The organism is Schaalia turicensis ACS-279-V-Col4 (assembly GCF_000296505.1).
Lineage (GTDB): Bacteria > Actinomycetota > Actinomycetes > Actinomycetales > Actinomycetaceae > Pauljensenia > Pauljensenia turicensis_A.
Window position 1 is genome coordinate 220,873 of the sequence record NZ_JH815209.1, and the last position, 16,794, is coordinate 237,666.

Annotated in this window: 12 protein-coding genes and 1 other RNA gene; 8 read left to right on the forward strand and 5 right to left on the reverse strand. The window is 56.8% G+C overall.

Annotated elements, in window-relative coordinates:
• Complete coding sequence (gene dxs / locus HMPREF9241_RS04690; RefSeq protein ID WP_040318553.1) at positions 1 to 1,884, reverse strand: 1-deoxy-D-xylulose-5-phosphate synthase; 1,884 nt, start codon at positions 1,882 to 1,884, stop codon at positions 1 to 3.
• A gap of 129 nt (positions 1,885 to 2,013) precedes the next feature.
• Between dxs and HMPREF9241_RS04695 the strand changes: the two genes are divergently transcribed.
• Positions 2,014 to 4,014, forward strand: a complete 2,001-nt coding sequence (locus HMPREF9241_RS04695) for an alpha/beta hydrolase family protein (RefSeq protein ID WP_006681132.1) — start codon at positions 2,014 to 2,016, stop codon at positions 4,012 to 4,014.
• Positions 4,014 to 5,834 (forward strand): chloride channel protein, encoded by a 1,821-nt coding sequence (locus HMPREF9241_RS04700; RefSeq protein ID WP_006681133.1) that lies wholly within the window; start codon positions 4,014 to 4,016, stop codon positions 5,832 to 5,834. Before HMPREF9241_RS04695 ends, HMPREF9241_RS04700 begins: the two co-directional genes overlap by 1 nt.
• 54 nt (positions 5,835 to 5,888) lie before the next feature.
• Here HMPREF9241_RS04700 and rnpB read toward each other — a convergent pair.
• An RNA gene (rnpB, locus tag HMPREF9241_RS08795) (RNase P RNA component class A) lies at positions 5,889 to 6,238 on the reverse strand.
• A gap of 39 nt (positions 6,239 to 6,277) precedes the next feature.
• Here rnpB and HMPREF9241_RS04705 point away from each other — a divergent pair.
• Complete coding sequence (locus tag HMPREF9241_RS04705) at positions 6,278 to 7,096, forward strand: YaaA family protein (protein ID WP_006681134.1); 819 nt, start codon at positions 6,278 to 6,280, stop codon at positions 7,094 to 7,096.
• Between the two features lie 99 nt (positions 7,097 to 7,195).
• On the opposite strand, the gene HMPREF9241_RS04710 is transcribed toward HMPREF9241_RS04705, so the two are convergent.
• Both HMPREF9241_RS04710 and HMPREF9241_RS04715 read right to left on the reverse strand, forming a co-directional pair.
• Positions 7,196 to 7,930 carry a zinc ribbon domain-containing protein gene (locus tag HMPREF9241_RS04710; RefSeq protein WP_006681135.1) on the reverse strand — a complete coding sequence of 245 codons (735 nt, stop codon included), beginning with the start codon at positions 7,928 to 7,930 and terminating at the stop codon, positions 7,196 to 7,198.
• Positions 7,927 to 8,775 (reverse strand): Nif3-like dinuclear metal center hexameric protein, encoded by an 849-nt coding sequence (locus HMPREF9241_RS04715; RefSeq protein WP_219810924.1) that lies wholly within the window; start codon positions 8,773 to 8,775, stop codon positions 7,927 to 7,929. Before HMPREF9241_RS04715 ends, HMPREF9241_RS04710 begins: the two co-directional genes overlap by 4 nt.
• A gap of 216 nt (positions 8,776 to 8,991) precedes the next feature.
• On the opposite strand from HMPREF9241_RS04715, the gene lipB reads away from it, so the two are divergent.
• The 5 genes from lipB to HMPREF9241_RS04740 all read left to right on the forward strand — a co-directional run bounded on the left by lipB (position 8,992) and on the right by HMPREF9241_RS04740 (position 15,999).
• Positions 8,992 to 9,681, forward strand: coding sequence for a lipoyl(octanoyl) transferase LipB (lipB, locus tag HMPREF9241_RS04720; protein ID WP_006681137.1), 690 nt, complete (start codon positions 8,992 to 8,994; stop codon positions 9,679 to 9,681).
• On the forward strand, positions 9,665 to 10,738 hold the full coding sequence (gene lipA / locus HMPREF9241_RS04725) for a lipoyl synthase (RefSeq protein WP_006681138.1): 1,074 nt from the start codon (positions 9,665 to 9,667) through the stop codon (positions 10,736 to 10,738). The genes lipB and lipA overlap by 17 nt, the downstream gene beginning before the upstream one ends.
• A 40-nt stretch (positions 10,739 to 10,778) precedes the next feature.
• Positions 10,779 to 12,257 (forward strand): class I adenylate-forming enzyme family protein, encoded by a 1,479-nt coding sequence (locus tag HMPREF9241_RS04730; RefSeq protein WP_006681139.1) that lies wholly within the window; start codon positions 10,779 to 10,781, stop codon positions 12,255 to 12,257.
• Between the two features lie 173 nt (positions 12,258 to 12,430).
• Positions 12,431 to 13,825 carry an NAD(P)/FAD-dependent oxidoreductase gene (locus HMPREF9241_RS04735; protein ID WP_006681140.1) on the forward strand — a complete coding sequence of 465 codons (1,395 nt, stop codon included), beginning with the start codon at positions 12,431 to 12,433 and terminating at the stop codon, positions 13,823 to 13,825.
• A gap of 629 nt (positions 13,826 to 14,454) precedes the next feature.
• On the forward strand, positions 14,455 to 15,999 hold the full coding sequence (locus HMPREF9241_RS04740; protein ID WP_006681141.1) for a hypothetical protein: 1,545 nt from the start codon (positions 14,455 to 14,457) through the stop codon (positions 15,997 to 15,999).
• 125 nt (positions 16,000 to 16,124) lie between these two features.
• Here the strand turns inward: HMPREF9241_RS04740 and HMPREF9241_RS04745 are convergent, their stop codons facing one another.
• Positions 16,125 to 16,739 carry a cation efflux transmembrane domain-containing protein gene (locus tag HMPREF9241_RS04745; RefSeq protein ID WP_006681142.1) on the reverse strand — a complete coding sequence of 205 codons (615 nt, stop codon included), beginning with the start codon at positions 16,737 to 16,739 and terminating at the stop codon, positions 16,125 to 16,127.
• Positions 16,740 to 16,794 lie beyond the last annotated feature (55 nt).

The window sequence follows — 16,794 nt, forward strand, 5'->3', positions numbered from 1 at the left end:
TTAGAGGGTACGTGAAATACGTTCCGCAATCTGGTGAGCCGTCAAACCGCACCGTTCCAGCAGAGACTCGCGCTCGGCGTGCCGCAGGAATACCTTCGCAACACCCAGCGTGATGACGGTAGCATCCACGGACTCGTTGGCAAGAAGATCGCGCACCCCCCAACCAAAACCGCCGTCAACGATGCCATCTTCCAGAGTCACCACGCGTTGTGCCTGCTTGGCAAAACTGGCAAGTTCAGGGTTGATCGGTAGAAGCCACACAGGATCCACAACACGAACACGCTTACCCTGTTCAGTCAGAATGCGTGCTGTTTCAAGACCCTCGGGACCAAAAGCGCCCGCTACTACGAGGAGCACATCAACATCGTCAGTGTCGGGTTCAAAGAGAACATCCACACCGTTCACTGAGCGAATTGCGTTCATCGGCGCTGGTAGAGAGCCCTTACGGTAGCGGAGAACGGTCGGCCGATCCTTCACTCCCACCGCGCGACGCAAGCTGGCGCGAAGAGTTGCCTCATCACGCGGGGCAGCGAGCTCAAGTGAGGGGATGATCGAGCACATCGCGATATCCCAGACACCATTGTGTGAGGCGCCATCCGCACCGGTGATACCTGCACGGTCAAGAACAACCGTCACGCCAGCCTTGTGCAATGCCACGTCCATTAACAGCTGGTCAAAAGCACGATTAAGGAAGGTTGCGTACAGCGCAACAACCGGATGAGCGCCCGCATAGGCCATGCCAGCAGCGCTAGCAATCGCTTCCTGTTCAGCAATACCCACATCGACAACGCGGTCCGGGAATTCCTCGTGGAATGGTTTCAAACCGACGGGAGCCATCATCGCTGCGGTGACACCGACAACAGTGTCGTCTTCGCGCGCAATTTTGACGATCTCGTCGGCAAATACGCTGGTCCAGCCGAAACGTGCCGGAGCAACGGGGAGTCCTGTTTCGGGGTGAATCGGTCCAACGGCGTGGAAGCGATCAGCGATGTCTTCTTCGGCGGGAGTATAACCGCGTCCCTTTTGGGTGATGACGTGGACAAGAACTGGATGCTTCGAAGTCCGCGCACGCTGTAGTGTGGTTTCAAGCTCGGTCTCATTGTGTCCGTTGACGGGACCTAAGTATTTGAAGCCCAGGTCTTCGAACATTGCCTGAGGAGCAATAACGTCTTTGATGCCGGTCTTCAGACCGTGTAGCGCGTCGTATGCCGCTTTACCAGGATCCCCCAGAGCAAGCAGATGACGCTTACCCCAAGCAAGAGCACGTTCGTAGCCTTCCGAGGTGCGAAGCGCGTCGAGATGATGGGCAACACCGCCGATTGTTGGCGCGTAGGAACGTCCATTGTCGTTGACGACTACGACAACACGACGATCAGTTGATTCGGCGATGGTGTTCAACGCTTCCCAAGCCATACCACCGGTCAGGGCACCGTCACCGATGATGGCGACCGTTGATGATGCGTCGCCCCGGCGTTTCTTCTCGCGGGAAATACCATCGGCCCATGCCAGTGAGCTTGAAGCGTGCGACGACTCAATAACATCGTGATCTGATTCTGAGCGGGAGGGATAGCCAGACAGTCCACCTTCTTGGCGCAGGCCGGAAAAGTCCTGGCGACCCGTCAGAAGCTTGTGGACGTACGCCTGGTGGCCGGTGTCAAAAAGAATCGTGTCTTTGGGTGAACGAAATACTCGGTGCAGGGCAATCGTCAGTTCAACAACGCCCAAATTGGGACCCAGGTGCCCACCGGTTTTCGACACGTTGGTGATCAGGAAGCTACGAATTTCCTTGGAAAGCTGAACAAGTTGAGCCTCTGAAAGGGTACGTAAATCCGACGGGGAATGGATGCTGGTGAGCAGTGGCATATCCGCGTCTGATGAAGTCATAGCCCTCATACTAGTTGCCACACATGTTCCTAGCGACCTTCGCCCTCGAAAAGCACATCGTGAGCGGGCTAACATAGAGCTAACATGCTTCCTTTAGTCAACCGAAATGCCTGTGTGCAAGGAGGAACAATGAGCGTTACCGTCGCCCCCTACGGTGAATGGACATCCCCAATTTCCGGCGATTCTTTTACTGCTCGGTCAGTCACTCTCTCGCAGGTTCGCGTTGACGGTTCTGCTACCTATTGGGTTGAAGGACATCCGAAAGAAAACGGACGAGGTACCCTGTTGCGTCGTACCGGTGCTGGCGTTACTTCAGAGGTCCTCCCCCTGATCGATGGTGCTCGCCTTCCCGATATTCGCACTCGCGTTCACGAATACGGTGGTCGTGCCTACGCGGTGCTCGATGGTTTCATCGTGTTCTCCGACGGCTTTGATAACCGCGTCTACCGTTTCGACACCAACGACCCACACCGTACGATTTCTCCGCTTACCACGCTGTCGAAGTCGCGCTACGGCGACTTCGAGATTGATGATGTTCGTGGCCTCGTCTATGCGGTCAGGGAAGATCACTCGGGCGACGGCGAACCGACAAACACGCTGGTCGCAATCCCGATCGACGGTAGTGCTGCACGCAACGACGCTGCGATCATCACGATCTTTGAAGGCACTGACTTTGTTGCTGCACCTGCAGTTTCTCCTGATGGCACGAAGCTTGCATGGCTGTCGTGGAACCACCCGCATATGCCGTGGACACAGAGCGCACTGCACGTGGGCGCACTCAATTTCGAAGGTCGTATTGAGGTTTCGAAGACGATCGTCGACAAGGAAGACGTGTGTGTCTACGAGCCTCGGTGGACTCTTGACGGTGACCTCATCCACGTCGATGACACGACCGGTTGGGCCAACCTGTACCGCACGGAAGGCTTTACGTGGAAGGATGACGAGCCCTCAGACGCGTGGACAACGCGCCTTCGCACTCGTGCCATGCACCCGGGAACTCAGGCGTTCTCGCACCCGCACTGGCAGCTCGGTCTGCACTCCTACGATAACTACGATAACGACCTGCTGATCTGCTCGTGGGCTGAGGACCTGACGTGGCACATCGGTACCGTGCGCGTCGACAACGGAATGGCTGAAGAATGGGCAACCGGCTGGTGGCCGATCGGTAACGTGGCATCCAACGATGGTCGCGTAGTCTTCCTTGCTGACTCCCCCACGCACACGCCGGCAATTATTCAGATCAAGGGTGGCGCCACGACGATTATTCGCCCGTCATCCGAAGCTGAAATCAGCCCGGAGCTGGTTTCTTCAGGGCAGATTATCTCCTGGCCGACCTCAGATGGCGAGACCGCGTACGGCTTCTACTACGCACCAAAGAACCCTGACTTTTCAGGCCCGAAGAATGCTCTTCCCCCGCTGATCGTCAATGTTCACGGTGGCCCGACTTCTTCGACCCGACCCGGCTTGTCGATTCCATTGCAGTACTGGACCAGCCGTGGTTTCGCTGTGCTCGACGTTAACTACCGTGGTTCAACCGGATTCGGTCGCGCATACCGCGAGCGTCTCAACGGTCACTGGGGCGTTATGGATGTGAATGACTGCGTTGATGGCGTGCGCTATCTGGTTGACCGAGGTTTCGTTGATCCGAAGCGCGTTGCTATCCGTGGCGGATCCGCCGGTGGCTTCACCACCTTGAACGCACTGGCAAACACCGATGTGTTCACCGCGGGAACGTCACTCTATGGCATCGCTGACCTGCGCCTTCTGTCTGCAGAAACCCACAAGTTCGAGTCTCGTTACAACGATCGCTTGATCGGTACTGAAGATCCGAACAGCGAACTGTGGGCCAAGCGCTCGCCGATTACTCACATTCACCAGATCAATGCTCCTCTTCTGCTGTTGCAAGGCGAAGATGACAAGGTGGTTCCGCCGTCACAGGCACGCCTCATGTTTGATGCACTGAAGGATCGTGGAAACGCTGTTGCGATGAAGATCTACCCGAATGAAGCTCACGGCTTCCGTCGCGCAGAGACGATTCGTGATGCGTGGAGCTCCGAGCTCGCGTTCTACGGGCGTGTCTGGGACATGGACGTCGACGTTGAATCCGATATCGATATCGCCAACCTCTGATGCGGGCTTCTGTTTCTTTCTTGGCACAACTGGGTGAAAAAGCCGGTCAGCACCGTTCTTTCGTCGGTCTATTAGCGGCGCTCGTCGGCATTATCGTCGGCGGCGCAGCGGTTCTTTTTAACCTGATGATTCAGGGGTGGACGTGGGTCACCACCGGTTACAGTGACTACTCAACGCATGCTGGCGACCCCCACGGAGTCTTCGGTTGGTCCCCCTGGGTGTTCTTGCTTCTGGCTCCCGTTGTCTCAGCGTTGATCTACGGGCCCCTGGTTCAGCGGTTCGCTCCCAGTGCACGAGGCCACGGTATTCCCGAAGTGATGCTGGCCGTTCGACGCAAGGGAGGCAAGATTCCCGGGCGCGTCGCAGTGGTGAAGCTGATTGCTTCTTCTTTGACGATTGGCGCCGGTGGTTCAGCGGGACGAGAAGGTCCGATTGTCCAGGTCGGAGCGTCGCTCGGTTCCTCGTTGGCGTCCTCTCTTCGTTTGCCTCCGCAACGCGTAGTTCTTTTAGCGTCCTGTGGCGCAGCGGGTGGCATCGCCGCAACTTTCCATGCTCCGCTTGCTGGCGCAGTCTTTGCTCTCGAAGTGATTCTGACGCAGTTCAGTGCCGAAACCTTCGGATATGTCGTTATTTCTTCAGTGATGGCATCCGTTGTTGCACGCACGTTGCAGGGTGACGAAACGATCGTGAATCTTGGTCATGATCTCTCCTTCTCGCATCTGACAGACATGTGGTGGGTTGCTCTCCTCGGTGTGATCGCCGGTCTTGCGGGTCTAGGTTTCTCGAAGCTCCTTTATTGGCTTGAAGATGTGATCGACGCTTTCTGGAAACGTCTGAGCCTTCCCGAATGGTCACGTCCGGCTGTTCTCGGCATCCTTTTGGGCGCGGGTATTGTGGCCTTCCCTCAGATGTTCGGCTCGGGATACCCGATCGAAGAAGACGCTCTAGCAGGCAAATACACGATTGGCTTCCTGCTGATTTTGATGGTGGGACGCGCCCTGTACACGTCCTACACGATCGGTATCGGTGGATCCGGTGGCGTTTTTGCCCCGACGCTTTTTATCGGCGCAATGGCCGGAGCCTCATTCGGGCAAATCCTTTCCCCCATTACTGACACTCCCGCCGGCGTCTTCGGTGTGATTGGTATGGGCGCGGCATTCGCTGGAGCGGCACGCGCTCCGATGACCGCCGTTTTGATCATCGTCGAAATGACGGGGCAGTATTCGCTGATTATGCCGATGATGCTTGCCGTCGTTCTGGCCACCGGCGTCTCGAGGTTCCTAACACGCGCCACCATCTACACCGAAAAACTTCGTCGTCGAGGCGACGTTCTGGATGACCCTGTGGATGCAACACTGCTCGGCGCTCACCCGGTTTCGCACTGGATGGAGGACGCTCCCGGTACTTTGGCACCCTCGACCACGCTCGATCAGGCGATTAAGAAGATGCGTGTCCTTGGTGCCCAGACTCTTCCCGTTGTCGACGATGCTGGAACCTACGTTGGGCTAGCAAGCGCCATTGATCTTGCTCTGGCGCGCCAAAGCGAAACAGATATGGCCTCGTCGCTGGATTCTTTGAAACTGCCCAACGTGCACGTCACGCCCACCGCACTACCGTCGAAGGTGCTCGAAGTACTGCAGACATCAGGTCTGCCGGGGATTCCCGTCGTCAATGATTCGTTGCATGTGGTGGGCTGGGTGTCCCAGCAGTCCCTGATTGAACGCCTCTATCGCGATCAGCGTCGCGCCATCGCAGCTCGCGCACAGTCGTCGTGGGGTTCGAGGTTCCAAGAGAAGCATTCACGCCGACACACGAGTTAACGAAGCGTAAGCGTAGAGTCTGGTATCACTCAGCGAAAACCCGACGTATACGGACGGATGAGTCGGTCTGTACGCCGGGTTTTGTCCCGCACAAGCGGTGGCGACCATCTATCTAGGACGTTTGTTGCCAAACGCCTCAAGCAACCTACCCGCAGGCGTCGGGCGGGCCACCCATACCTGCTGCTCGGTCTTGCTCTGGGTGGGGTTTACCAAGCCGGCTCGGTCACCCAAACCGCTGGTGAGCTCTTACCTCACCTTTTCACCCTTACCGCTTGCGCGGCGGTTTATTTTCTGTGGCACTATCCCTCGGGTCACCCCGGGTGGCTGTTAGCCATCACCCTGCCCTGTAGAGCCCGGACGTTCCTCGAGAACCGTGTGGTCCGCGCGGTCGCCCAACCGACTCATCCGCGCCCATAGTCTAACGCACCCGCTAGGCTTCACATATGTTCATCTGGTTACCCCCGTCCGAATCCAAAACAACACCAGCACACGGGCCTCGTTTTGACGTGACACAGCTTGCTCGCCCTGAGCTTGCATCCTGGCGCGAAAACTTGATCCACACTGTTCAGGCGCTCAGCGTTCGCGACGACGCTGCTCAGTTGTTCGGTCTTGGCCCGGCTTCAGCTGCGGATTTACAGGCGAATATCGACTTGTATTCTGCACCATGCGATGCGGCTGAAAACCTGTTTACAGGCGTTCTCTATGACGCGGTCTCATTCCCAACACTGCCGGAGCAGCATCATGCGGTCGCGCTTGAAACAACGCGTGTCTTCTCTGGGCTTTTTGGTGTGGTGAACCTCGACGATGTCCTGCCCAACCACCGTCTTGCGATGGGCACGAAACTGCCGGACATCGGCCCTTTGCCGACCTATTGGAAGAAGCCCCTTGATACATCGCTCAAAGCAGAAGCTGAAGGAGCTCCGATCGTTGATGCTCGTTCTGGCCCGTATCGTAGTGCCTGCCTCGCTCCTTGGGCGCATCGCATCGAGATCGGCGTGGTTCGTCAAGCGAAGGGGAAGCGTTCGGTGATTTCCCACGATGCGAAGCGGTGGCGAGGCCGTGCGTGCGCTCACCTCTACGCGTCAATTTCGGCTGATGCGGATTTCGACGCGATCGTCGAGGCTCTGTGTTCAGCCACTACCTTGGATCCGATCATGGATGCTCAGGGTGGTGCTCATGCGGTTATCGACGTGGAAGTACCTGAGGCGAAACCGACAAAGCAGGGCGGGTCACTCACTCACCTGGTGTTGGTCACCGACTGATCGGACTCGGGAGCAGATGCTGGCCGTCGTAGAGTGGCGCTGTCATACGATACGAGGCGACACACCCCGCCGCCGGGGCACGATCCCGAGCGATCGGCTTCAGGCTTGAGTCGTCCTCACAACGATCGCGCCGGTATCTTCGGTCCAGTAGAGCTGGTCTTCAGGGGTGAGGCGAATCTGTTCAAGTTCGGCCGGGGATAGCTCCGCTGCCATTCCAATGCCAACACCATTACGCACTTCGAAGATCGCGAGGGCACCGAGGTTTGCGCGAACACGTTCATACTCGCCCACGAGGTCTTCTGGAAGCGATTCAGCGAGCGCGCGACGCTTGGCGATCACATCGCGAAGCTCGTCGTCGCTTTCTTTCACGTCGGCAGCAAATTCCTGCTTGGTCTTTTCAATGTCGGCAGCGATCGCTTTCGCTTCGTCAATCATTGCTTGACGAGCATTCTTAGCCGCCTCAAGACGTTCTTCACCGTCGAGCTGTTCATTTTCCAAAGTGGACAAGCGCTTATCCATTTGAGCGATTTCATGTTCCATCGCGTTGATGTCGCGAAGAGGAACCTGATTGCCGTCGATTCGACTCTGTTGCTTAGCTCGTCTGGCGCTCACACGTTCGATCTCGTCCGCGCTACGTTGGACGTCTCGTTCAATATCTGCGATTGCTGCACCTTGGGTGACGGCTGCGCGCTTCAGGTCGTCGAGGCGTCCTGCGAGCTCGCGGACAACACCGTGCGCCGGATGGGAGTCACGGGCGTGTCGAAGCGCAGATTCGCGCTGGTCGAAGGATTTGAGTTCGAGCAGGCTGAGCTGGTTCAGGTATGTTGCTTTCACTTACGTCCTCCTAATGTTGGGCGATGGCTGGTCCACGGCTCCGTGATAATCGTAGAGACTTTTACTCTCACTTCCACATTTGCAGTTGATGCAGCCTGCACTAGCTTGCGTTTAAGGAGCGGGAGCCACGGCCATTCGGTGGCGTAGTGACTACCGCAAATCAGAGCAGGCGCCCCACCTTCAAGGTGTTCGGATGCCGGGTGATGACGCAGGTCAGCGGTTAAAAAGACGTCCGCTCCGCCTTCACGTGCTACCTCGAGGAAAGAGTCTCCCGCTCCCCCGGATACTGCGACGCGTTCGATGATTGTGCCGGGGTCTCCGGATCCGAAGATGCCGTGAGGTCCTGCGGGCAGGCACTCGGCAACCAGGTCAAGAAAGTCGCCTAAACGAGTGGGCGCAATCGAACCGATACGTCCGTGTCCAATGGGTCGCCCGGCCTGGTCGATTCCAGTGGGAACCAGCGGTGATGAAGAGGTGATTCCCACCAACTGTGCGAGTGCATCGCCGACGCCATCTGCGCTGATGTCAGCGTTTGTGTGCGCATTGAACAGGGCGATATCGTTTTTAATAAGGCGAGTGATGGACGCGCCCTTAGGGTCAGATGCCGGCAGGAAACTCGTTCCGCGAAGGTACAGCGGGTGGTGAGTGATAACGAGGCCGGCGTCCTCGTCGATCGCTTCATCAACGACGGCCGAAACGGGGTCGACGGCAAGCAGGATTGAGGTGACGTGAGCGGATGGGTCGCCTGCGATCAATCCGACTCGGTCCCATGACTCGGCACGGGAGGCGGGATACCACGCTTCCATCAGCGCCATGACATCTGAAATGGTCCATTGGTTACTCACGCTTTAAAGGATAGCCAATCGAAAGATGCTGGCGAGCGTGGATAAACGTGAGGAAACGCTGAAGAAATACGTGTTTTCAATGGTTTTTCGTTATCTGTCGAAGCCTCGTACCCCGCTTGGCGTGATCCTGCGGAAAAATGCATTACTTTCGAGAACGCGTGCGTAAAGGGCCATTTCGATTAAGAAACGAAAGGTCTGGCGTTCTATCATTCCTAGGTGCACGTCATCGACCTTATTGATGCGGGAACGTCGGACTACTTGGAAGTAGACCGACTGCATCGTCAACTCCACGACCAAGCAGCCGCTGGTAACGGCGATTCGATCATTGTCACCCAATTCGCCCCCACCTGGACCGCTGGCCGCCACACGAAACCCGAAGATATTCCGGATTCCACTGTTCGGGTGATCCATGTGGACCGCGCCGGTTCCGCGACGTGGCACGGACCGGGACAGGTTGTTGTCTACCCAATTGTCAGGCTCAAGGAGCCCGTCGACCTGTACGCGTGGATCCGTAGCGTTGAAGCGGGTGTTATTGAAACAGTGCGCGAAGAATGGGGGCTGCCCGTTCACCGCATCGACGGACGCGCAGGAGTGTGGCTGACCGAAGAGGGACGTCGCGACCGCAAAATTTGCGCCATCGGACTGAAAGTTGCACGAGGCGCCACGTTGCACGGAGTCGCCCTGAACGTCGATATTGACCCGATAGAAGCGTTCGCGGGAATCATCCCGTGCGGGCTCTTCGACGCTGATGTTGCCTGCCTGTCGTGGGAAGGCGTGAACGTCCCATTGCGCACCGCTGCTGACGCACTTGTCTCGCACCTTATTTCTTCAATCCGCCCTCAGCTGGCTGACCCCAGCCAAGAGATCACCTATTCGAAGGGAAACGCCTGTGAGTACCTTGCCTGATCCCGAAGGACGCAAACTGCTTCGAGTGGAAGTTCGCAACTCGCAAACTCCTATCGAAAACAAGCCCGAGTGGATTCGCACGACGGCAAACACCGGCGCGAACTATCACGATATGCGTTCCATGTCGCACGCCAAGGGACTGCACACTGTCTGCGCTGAAGCAGGGTGCCCGAATATTTACGAGTGCTGGCAAGACCGTGAGGCGACTTTCCTTTTAGGTGGAGCACTCTGCACACGTCGGTGCGACTTCTGCGATATCGCGACCGGTAAGCCCACCGAATATGACCGGGACGAGCCTCGTCGAATCGCCGAGTCTGTTGGCGAACTCGAACTGCGCTACGCGACGATCACCGGCGTCACCCGCGACGATCTGCCCGACGGCGCGGCGTGGTTATACGCCGAAACCTGCCATTTGATCCACGAGAAGAGCCCATCAACCGGCGTTGAACTGCTGGTTGACGACTTCCGCGGTCAGGACGAGTCGATCGACATGGTCATTGAAGCCGGCCCGCAGGTGTTCGCGCACAACTTGGAGACGGTGCCTCGTATCTTTAAAAAGATCCGCCCCGCGTTCCGCTATGACCGTTCGCTTGCGATGATTCAGCGTGCACACAACGGTGGCATGGTAACGAAGTCGAACTTGATCCTCGGTATGGGTGAGACGCGTGAAGAAATCAGCGAAGCGATGCGCGACCTGCACGATTCGGGCTGTGATTTGCTGACCATCACGCAATATTTGCGTCCTTCTCCCCTGCATCACCCGATTGATCGCTGGATTCACCCCGAAGAATTCCTTGAGATCGCAGCAGAAGCTGAAGAATTAGGCTTCGCTGGCGTCATGGCTGGCCCGCTTGTGCGCTCGTCGTACCGCGCGGGATTGCTGTGGGCGAAAGGCATGCGCGCTCGCGGGTTTGAGATTCCTGAGCACTTGAAGCACCTGGATAATTCCGGTTCCACTCTGCAGGAAGCGGGTACAGTTCTGGCGAATATGCGTGAGCGTCGCGCACGTCGTCAGGCGCGTGAAGCCGCAACACTGCCCGGGGTTCCCGTTGCCTGAGGCCCCAGTGACTCCGGATTATTCACCGGCCCGAGTTTTGATGCGTGCTGGGCGTCAGCACCCGAACCGCATGTCGATCATTTGGCCGGACAACAGCGTGTGGACCGTCGCCGAAAGCGCCGACGCGGTGCGCCGTGTGGCAGCATATTTGCGCTCGCTCGACATTGGCGAGGGTGACCGTGTCGTGTTTGCTGGCCGTAACAACGCTTGGGTTTTTGTTCTGCACGTTGCGTGCTCGTGGCTTCACGCTGTGACCGTTCCACTTTCGGAACGCCTACCGTTTACCGTCACGCAGTCGATTGTGGATTCGCTCGATCCAGCTCTCGTTTTGATCGACGAGGTCGCGCCCGCGTTGCAGCGTTCGGTCAGTGTGGGCGCGGAGTTTATGACGGTCGACGCTTTTGCTTCGAGCGCGCTGGGCTCCACGCCGATCGAAGGTGAGCCTCTGGCCTGCGCACACGAAACGGGTGCGATTGTCTTTACTTCGGGGTCGACAGGACGTACCCGAGGAGTTGAACTCTCTCACGCCCACATGTGGTGGGGCTCGATGTGTTTCCGCGATGGCTTCGAATATCTACCGGCACGCGATGTCGTGGGTGTGTGCGCGCCAATTTCGCATATCGGCGGCTTCAATGGCACGTCGATGGATGTCTTCAGCCACGGTGGAACGATCATCGTTTTCCCGACGTTTAACCCGACTGGCATCCTGCGTGCGATCGAAAAGCACCGCATCTCGATGATGTTTGCTGTCCCAGTCATGTGCCACATGTTGCTCGATACGAATGAGTCCGTCGGCGCAGATATTTCATCATGGGAGCGCCCGCTGATCGGCGGAGATGCGATGGGGCCGGCTTTGGCTGAGCGTCTGCGCAGCGCCGGCTTGCGACCGATCCACGTGTGGGGAATGACGGAAACTTCCGGGGCGGGAATGATGACCTCCCCCGATGCCGACGCCCCGGCGGGAGCATTGGGCCAACCTTTCCCCTACGTGGATGCGCGTCTGATGAACGCTGACGGTCACCTCGCCGGCGTGGGCGAGTTGGGCGAAATCGAGGTACGAGGCCCAGGCGTTTCAACCTCCTTCGTGACCAACGGGGAACGAGGCCTCGCACGCATGCATGACGATTGGCTGCGCACCGGCGACCTCGCCACACGCGATGAAAAAGGCTGGTATCACATCGTTGGTCGTGCCTCGCGAATGATTAACACGGGTGGCGAGCTTGTGGCTCCCGGGCGCATCGAAGAACTGCTACGCGGACTACCCCCTATCGCAAACGCCTGCGTTGTAGGTGTCAAGGATGATCGGTGGGGTCAGGTTGTTGCCGCGGCAATCGTTCGCGGACCGATCCCAAAAGAGCTGCGTGATGACGCCGACTTCGACGCATTGGAGATCGCTGACCTGATTAGTGATCAGTGTGCGCCGTGGGAACGAGTTCGCCGAGCGATCTGGGTTGATGCTCTCCCCCAACTGCCGAACGGAAAACCGGATATTCAGGCGACGCAACGTCTTTTTGACTAAACGATTGCTTTGCTCCGCGCCCTTGCTGGGGAATCGTTGATCAGGTGATCGCGGCCTCGTACATGAGCGAAAAGGACGTGGGCACTCTCACGCCCTCAAAGACGGATTGGGACTGTCACACCCACCGACTCAATTAGTAAGGTAAGCCTTACGTAATTAATGAGGAGGATCTGGTGCACCGCATCGTCATCATCGGCTCAGGTTTTGCTGGACTTGAAGTTGCGAAGAAGCTGAAGCACGCGAACGCTGAAATCACGATTCTAGCCAAGACCGGTCACCACCTATTCCAGCCCCTGCTCTATCAGGTCGCAACTGGCATCCTCTCCGAAGGCGACATTGCGCCAACGACGCGTGAGATCCTCAAGAAGCAGAAGAATGTTCGCGTTCTGCAGGCGCTCGTTGAAGACATCGACATTGAAAACAAAGTCGTTATTTGGCGTAACCACAACGAAAAACAGACGACTCCCTACGACACACTGATCCTTGCTGCCGGCGCTGGCCAGTCGTACTTCGGCAACGATCACTTCGCCGTGTTTGCTCCCGGCATGAAGACGATCGATGACGCGCTCGAACTCCGTGCCCGCATCTTCGACTCGTTCGAGAAGGCTGAAATCGAATCCGACCCACATGAGATCGACCGTCTGCTCACGTTCGTTGTCGTTGGCGCAGGTCCAACCGGTGTTGAGATGGCTGGTCAGATCCGCGAAATGGCATCACACACGCTGGCAAAGGAGTTCCGCGCAATCGATCCGACAAAGGCTCGCGTCATCCTCGTTGACGGTGCCGATCGTCCTCTCCCCGTGTTCGGCGAAAAGCTCGGTGACGTGACGCGCCACGAGCTTGAAAAGCTCGGTGTCGAGGTGAAGACCCACGCATTTGTCACTGACCTTGACCGCGACACCGTCACTCTGAAGTTCAAGGACGGCTCAACCGAAACGATTCGTTCAAACTGCAAGGTGTGGGCTGCCGGCGTCCAGGCATCCGAGCTTGGCGCTGTTCTTCGTGACAAGGCCGATGCGGAGCTTGACCGCGCAGGTCGCGTCATTGTTGAAAAGAACCTCACTGTTCCCGGCCACCCGGAAATTTTTGTCCTCGGTGACATGATGAGTTTCCCGGGCGTGCCCGGCGTTGCTCAGGGAGCTATCCAGTCTGCTCGCTATGCAGCAAAGATTGTGGCTGCACGTCTTGCTGGCAAGCCGGAAACCACCGAGCCTTTCACGTACTTCGACAAGGGCTCAATGGCGACAATCGCCCGCTTCAAGGCGGTCGTGAAGATCGGCAAGATGCGCCTGACCGGCTTTATCGCCTGGGCGGCTTGGTGTTTCCTCCACCTGCTGTACATCGTCGGCTTCAAGTCGCAGATCGGCACCTTGGTCCACTGGTTCTTCTCATTCTTGTCGAATGCGCGTTCGCAACGCACGACGACAAACCAGCAGCTGGTTGGTCGCCTCGCCCTGGAACGTTTGGGCACCGGTTCGTCCGGCAAGCTGGTCGCCGGCGAGGATCCCGTTCAGGAGATCATTGATGATGAAATGACCTTGTCGCACACCGAAGAATCGGCACATTGACACCGTCTAACTCAGCTGTGACCTCCGCGCACTAAACGAGAACCTCGTCCCAGTCGAAAGACGCATCGGCGCATTGGTGCATTGGTGAGCACCGTATCGTGGACGCCGATGCCTTTCATCACCTGGTAGCCGTCGAGTCGAACTCAGTATCGTTCAACCACCCAATAGATAGAGGTGGTAGCACCTATGCAGATGTCGGCGGATTGGCGACGCACCCACACGTAGATGAGGAACCGGTTCAGGTAGTAGCCCGCCGCCCGCAATGCCGTCCTGGTCCAGGCGCGTAGCTGGGCCTGATGGTGGTGACGATCTCGCCAGTGATGATGATGTGCCTGCCGTGGCCATCACCTCCACCGCCACACGCACAGACATTGCGAAGTGGATTTACCATTGGGCTGACTTTGAAACCTAGGTGATGCCGCACTACTAGACACCTCTGTCTAAAGACCTCTTCAAATAACTATCCCCGGAATGAACTGGATCCATTGGATCACTCGGGGGTAGTAAGTCAGTGGTATACATACGACACCGAATACGCCACATATCTTTTTAACTCTTGACTCTGGACGAATCAACCCTTTTCTTGATAGCATCACTACTGTATTCTCATCTTCACTACAGGAGGATTCGTGAAAAATTGGTTACGTGCCACAACTGCTTTCGCAGGCGCGGCAGCACTGACACTGGGAGGTGCCGTTGCCGCTGTAGCAGCAAACAGTGTTGACGACGCCAGCCATGTCAAGAGCTTTGACGTTACTTGGAGTAACAACGTAAAACGGTACGACCCGAAGCTTGAAGGCACCACAGTTTACATGCCTCTGTACTGTGAGGTCTACGAATTCAAAAACGGTCAAGCAACCGGCGACCCGCTTGGCTACGAGTGGCCAATGCTCAAACTAACCGTTGGTAAAGATGAGCAGATTCCACTCAACGTGGACCCTAAGAATCCCCGAAACCCCAAGTACGAGGGTGTTGATAAGATCGGCGTTGACGACTGCTACCAATATCGTAACGGCAAGTACGGACCCAGCCAATTCACTTTTTCAACTGGATATAGTAATGGCGTGAAACAAGTCTATATGGACCAGCAGGCCAATACCGATTTCACGTTTAAGTTGGTTGAAGGCGAGTGGGATGGGGAAACCTATCTAGGTGAGATTCCCGACGGCAAGGCACCCACAATCACAATTGGGGTATCGCAGCATAAGGCCGGAGACGCAGTTACAGAAGATGGCCAAAAGGTTTACAAGCCCCTTATCACCAAGCGTGGCGACCCTGCTGCAAACAAGTATGTTTTCGCCGACGGGGAGTCTCATAGGCCCTCTGCCGAAATCATGCCAAGTCGTGAAGATACTCCTATTACTCGCGCTTCAATTGGCAATAGCCTGAACATGTTCTCTGGATATACGGGTCGTTACCAGTGGTACCAGTTGACCGCGTCAATTGATGATCCAGAAGAGGCTAAGCTCTTCCGCATTGAAAGCGTTGAAGGTAATGACCTTGACGGCTGGACTGTAAAGGTAAGCTCTGTTGTACGCAAGATTACCCCCGAAGCTCCGACCGTTGTAGATTCCAACAAGTGCGGAGTTGCTGGCACGGTCCAGGTTCCTGAATCCAAGTACTTTGACTACGAGCAGGTTCAGCAAGGCACCACTGTCTCGGTAGCGGCTCTACTGAAACAGGATTTTAAGGACAAGTTCGTGGTTGAGGGTGACACGCAGTGGGAGCTCAGCGTCGCTTCTCAGCCGTGCACAGTAGATCCAGCTGAAGAGTTGGCAACTCCTGTTGCTCCGAAGCTGATCAATCCGTCCGCTGCTGATCCTTCTTCTTGCACCGTCGAACCTTACGTGACGATCCAGAAGACCGAGGGCGTCGCCTACACCGTCACCGCAAACGGCGTTCAGCTGAAAGCTAACAAGGATGGCAACTACAACTACCCGTACAACTCGAAGGTAGAAGTTAAGGCCTCCGCTCTGGATGGTTACTTCTTCGCTGACGATGCTGTAGCCGAGTGGACCTGGGACAGCCACGATACTGCGATGGACCCAGCATGTAAGCCGGCTGAGCCAAAGAAGAAGATCGCTAAAACTGGTGCTGAGGTTGCTTCCCTCGTCGGCCTTTCCGCCGTACTGCTTCTTGCAGGTGGTGTGCTCACCGCACGCAAGTTCATGTAACCAACGAGCAACACGCAACCTGCCTACAGGCGAGTAGTTGCACAGAATCCCCGGAAGGGGAGCTGAGTGATCTCAGCTCCCCTTCCGGGGTTTGCTTTACCCATCTAGCCTAGGCTTATTCGCGCCTACTCATCATCGAGCTCAAGCTCCGGAGTTTCTGCACGAGCTTGCTCAAACACTTCTGCCGCAGCCGAGAGGTTGATGAAGCCGATAACAAGACCAACCGCGATGTCTGGCCAGGGGCTGAACCAGAACACCATGACAACGCCAGCGGCAAGGATCAAAAGGTTTGCGAGCACATCATTGCGGGCGGCCAGCCAGGCACCTCGCACTAATGCTGTATCGTGCTTACGCAGTTGCAGTAGTAGTAGCGCGCTGGCGAGGTTGATTAGCATTGCGATGATGGCGGTTACCGACAAGGTGAGTGGCTCCGGCGCCTCCCCGGAGATCATTTTCCATATCGCGGTGCCAAAAGCCGCAACTGCGGGAATGAGGATGAGGCCGGCCAGGCCGTAACTGGCTTTCCTCCTGCTTGCTACCGACCAGCCCAGGGCGGTGAGCACAAGCATGTTAATGAGGAAGTCTTCAAGGAAGTCGGCGGCATCTGCAAAGAGTGCGACTGAGCCAATGATTGAGGCGATCACCAGTTCAATGATGAAGCCGATGAGGTTTAGGATGGCAACCCAAGCAACGATTCGCCGGGCACGAGTGTCAAGATTCTTAGCGGTATACACGAGCATAGATTGTAGCTAATATCTTCAGATGCTTCGCGAGCCATCCTTTCCACCGTGATAG

Coding starts and splice junctions, on each gene's coding strand:
- dxs (WP_040318553.1), bottom strand. CDS start 1,884: ATGACTTCATCAGACGCGGATATGCCACTGCTCACCAGCATCCATTCC.
- HMPREF9241_RS04695 (WP_006681132.1), top strand. CDS start 2,014: ATGAGCGTTACCGTCGCCCCCTACGGTGAATGGACATCCCCAATTTCC.
- HMPREF9241_RS04700 (WP_006681133.1), top strand. CDS start 4,014: ATGCGGGCTTCTGTTTCTTTCTTGGCACAACTGGGTGAAAAAGCCGGT.
- HMPREF9241_RS04705 (WP_006681134.1), top strand. CDS start 6,278: ATGTTCATCTGGTTACCCCCGTCCGAATCCAAAACAACACCAGCACAC.
- HMPREF9241_RS04730 (WP_006681139.1), top strand. CDS start 10,779: ATGCGTGCTGGGCGTCAGCACCCGAACCGCATGTCGATCATTTGGCCG.
- HMPREF9241_RS04745 (WP_006681142.1), bottom strand. CDS start 16,739: ATGCTCGTGTATACCGCTAAGAATCTTGACACTCGTGCCCGGCGAATC.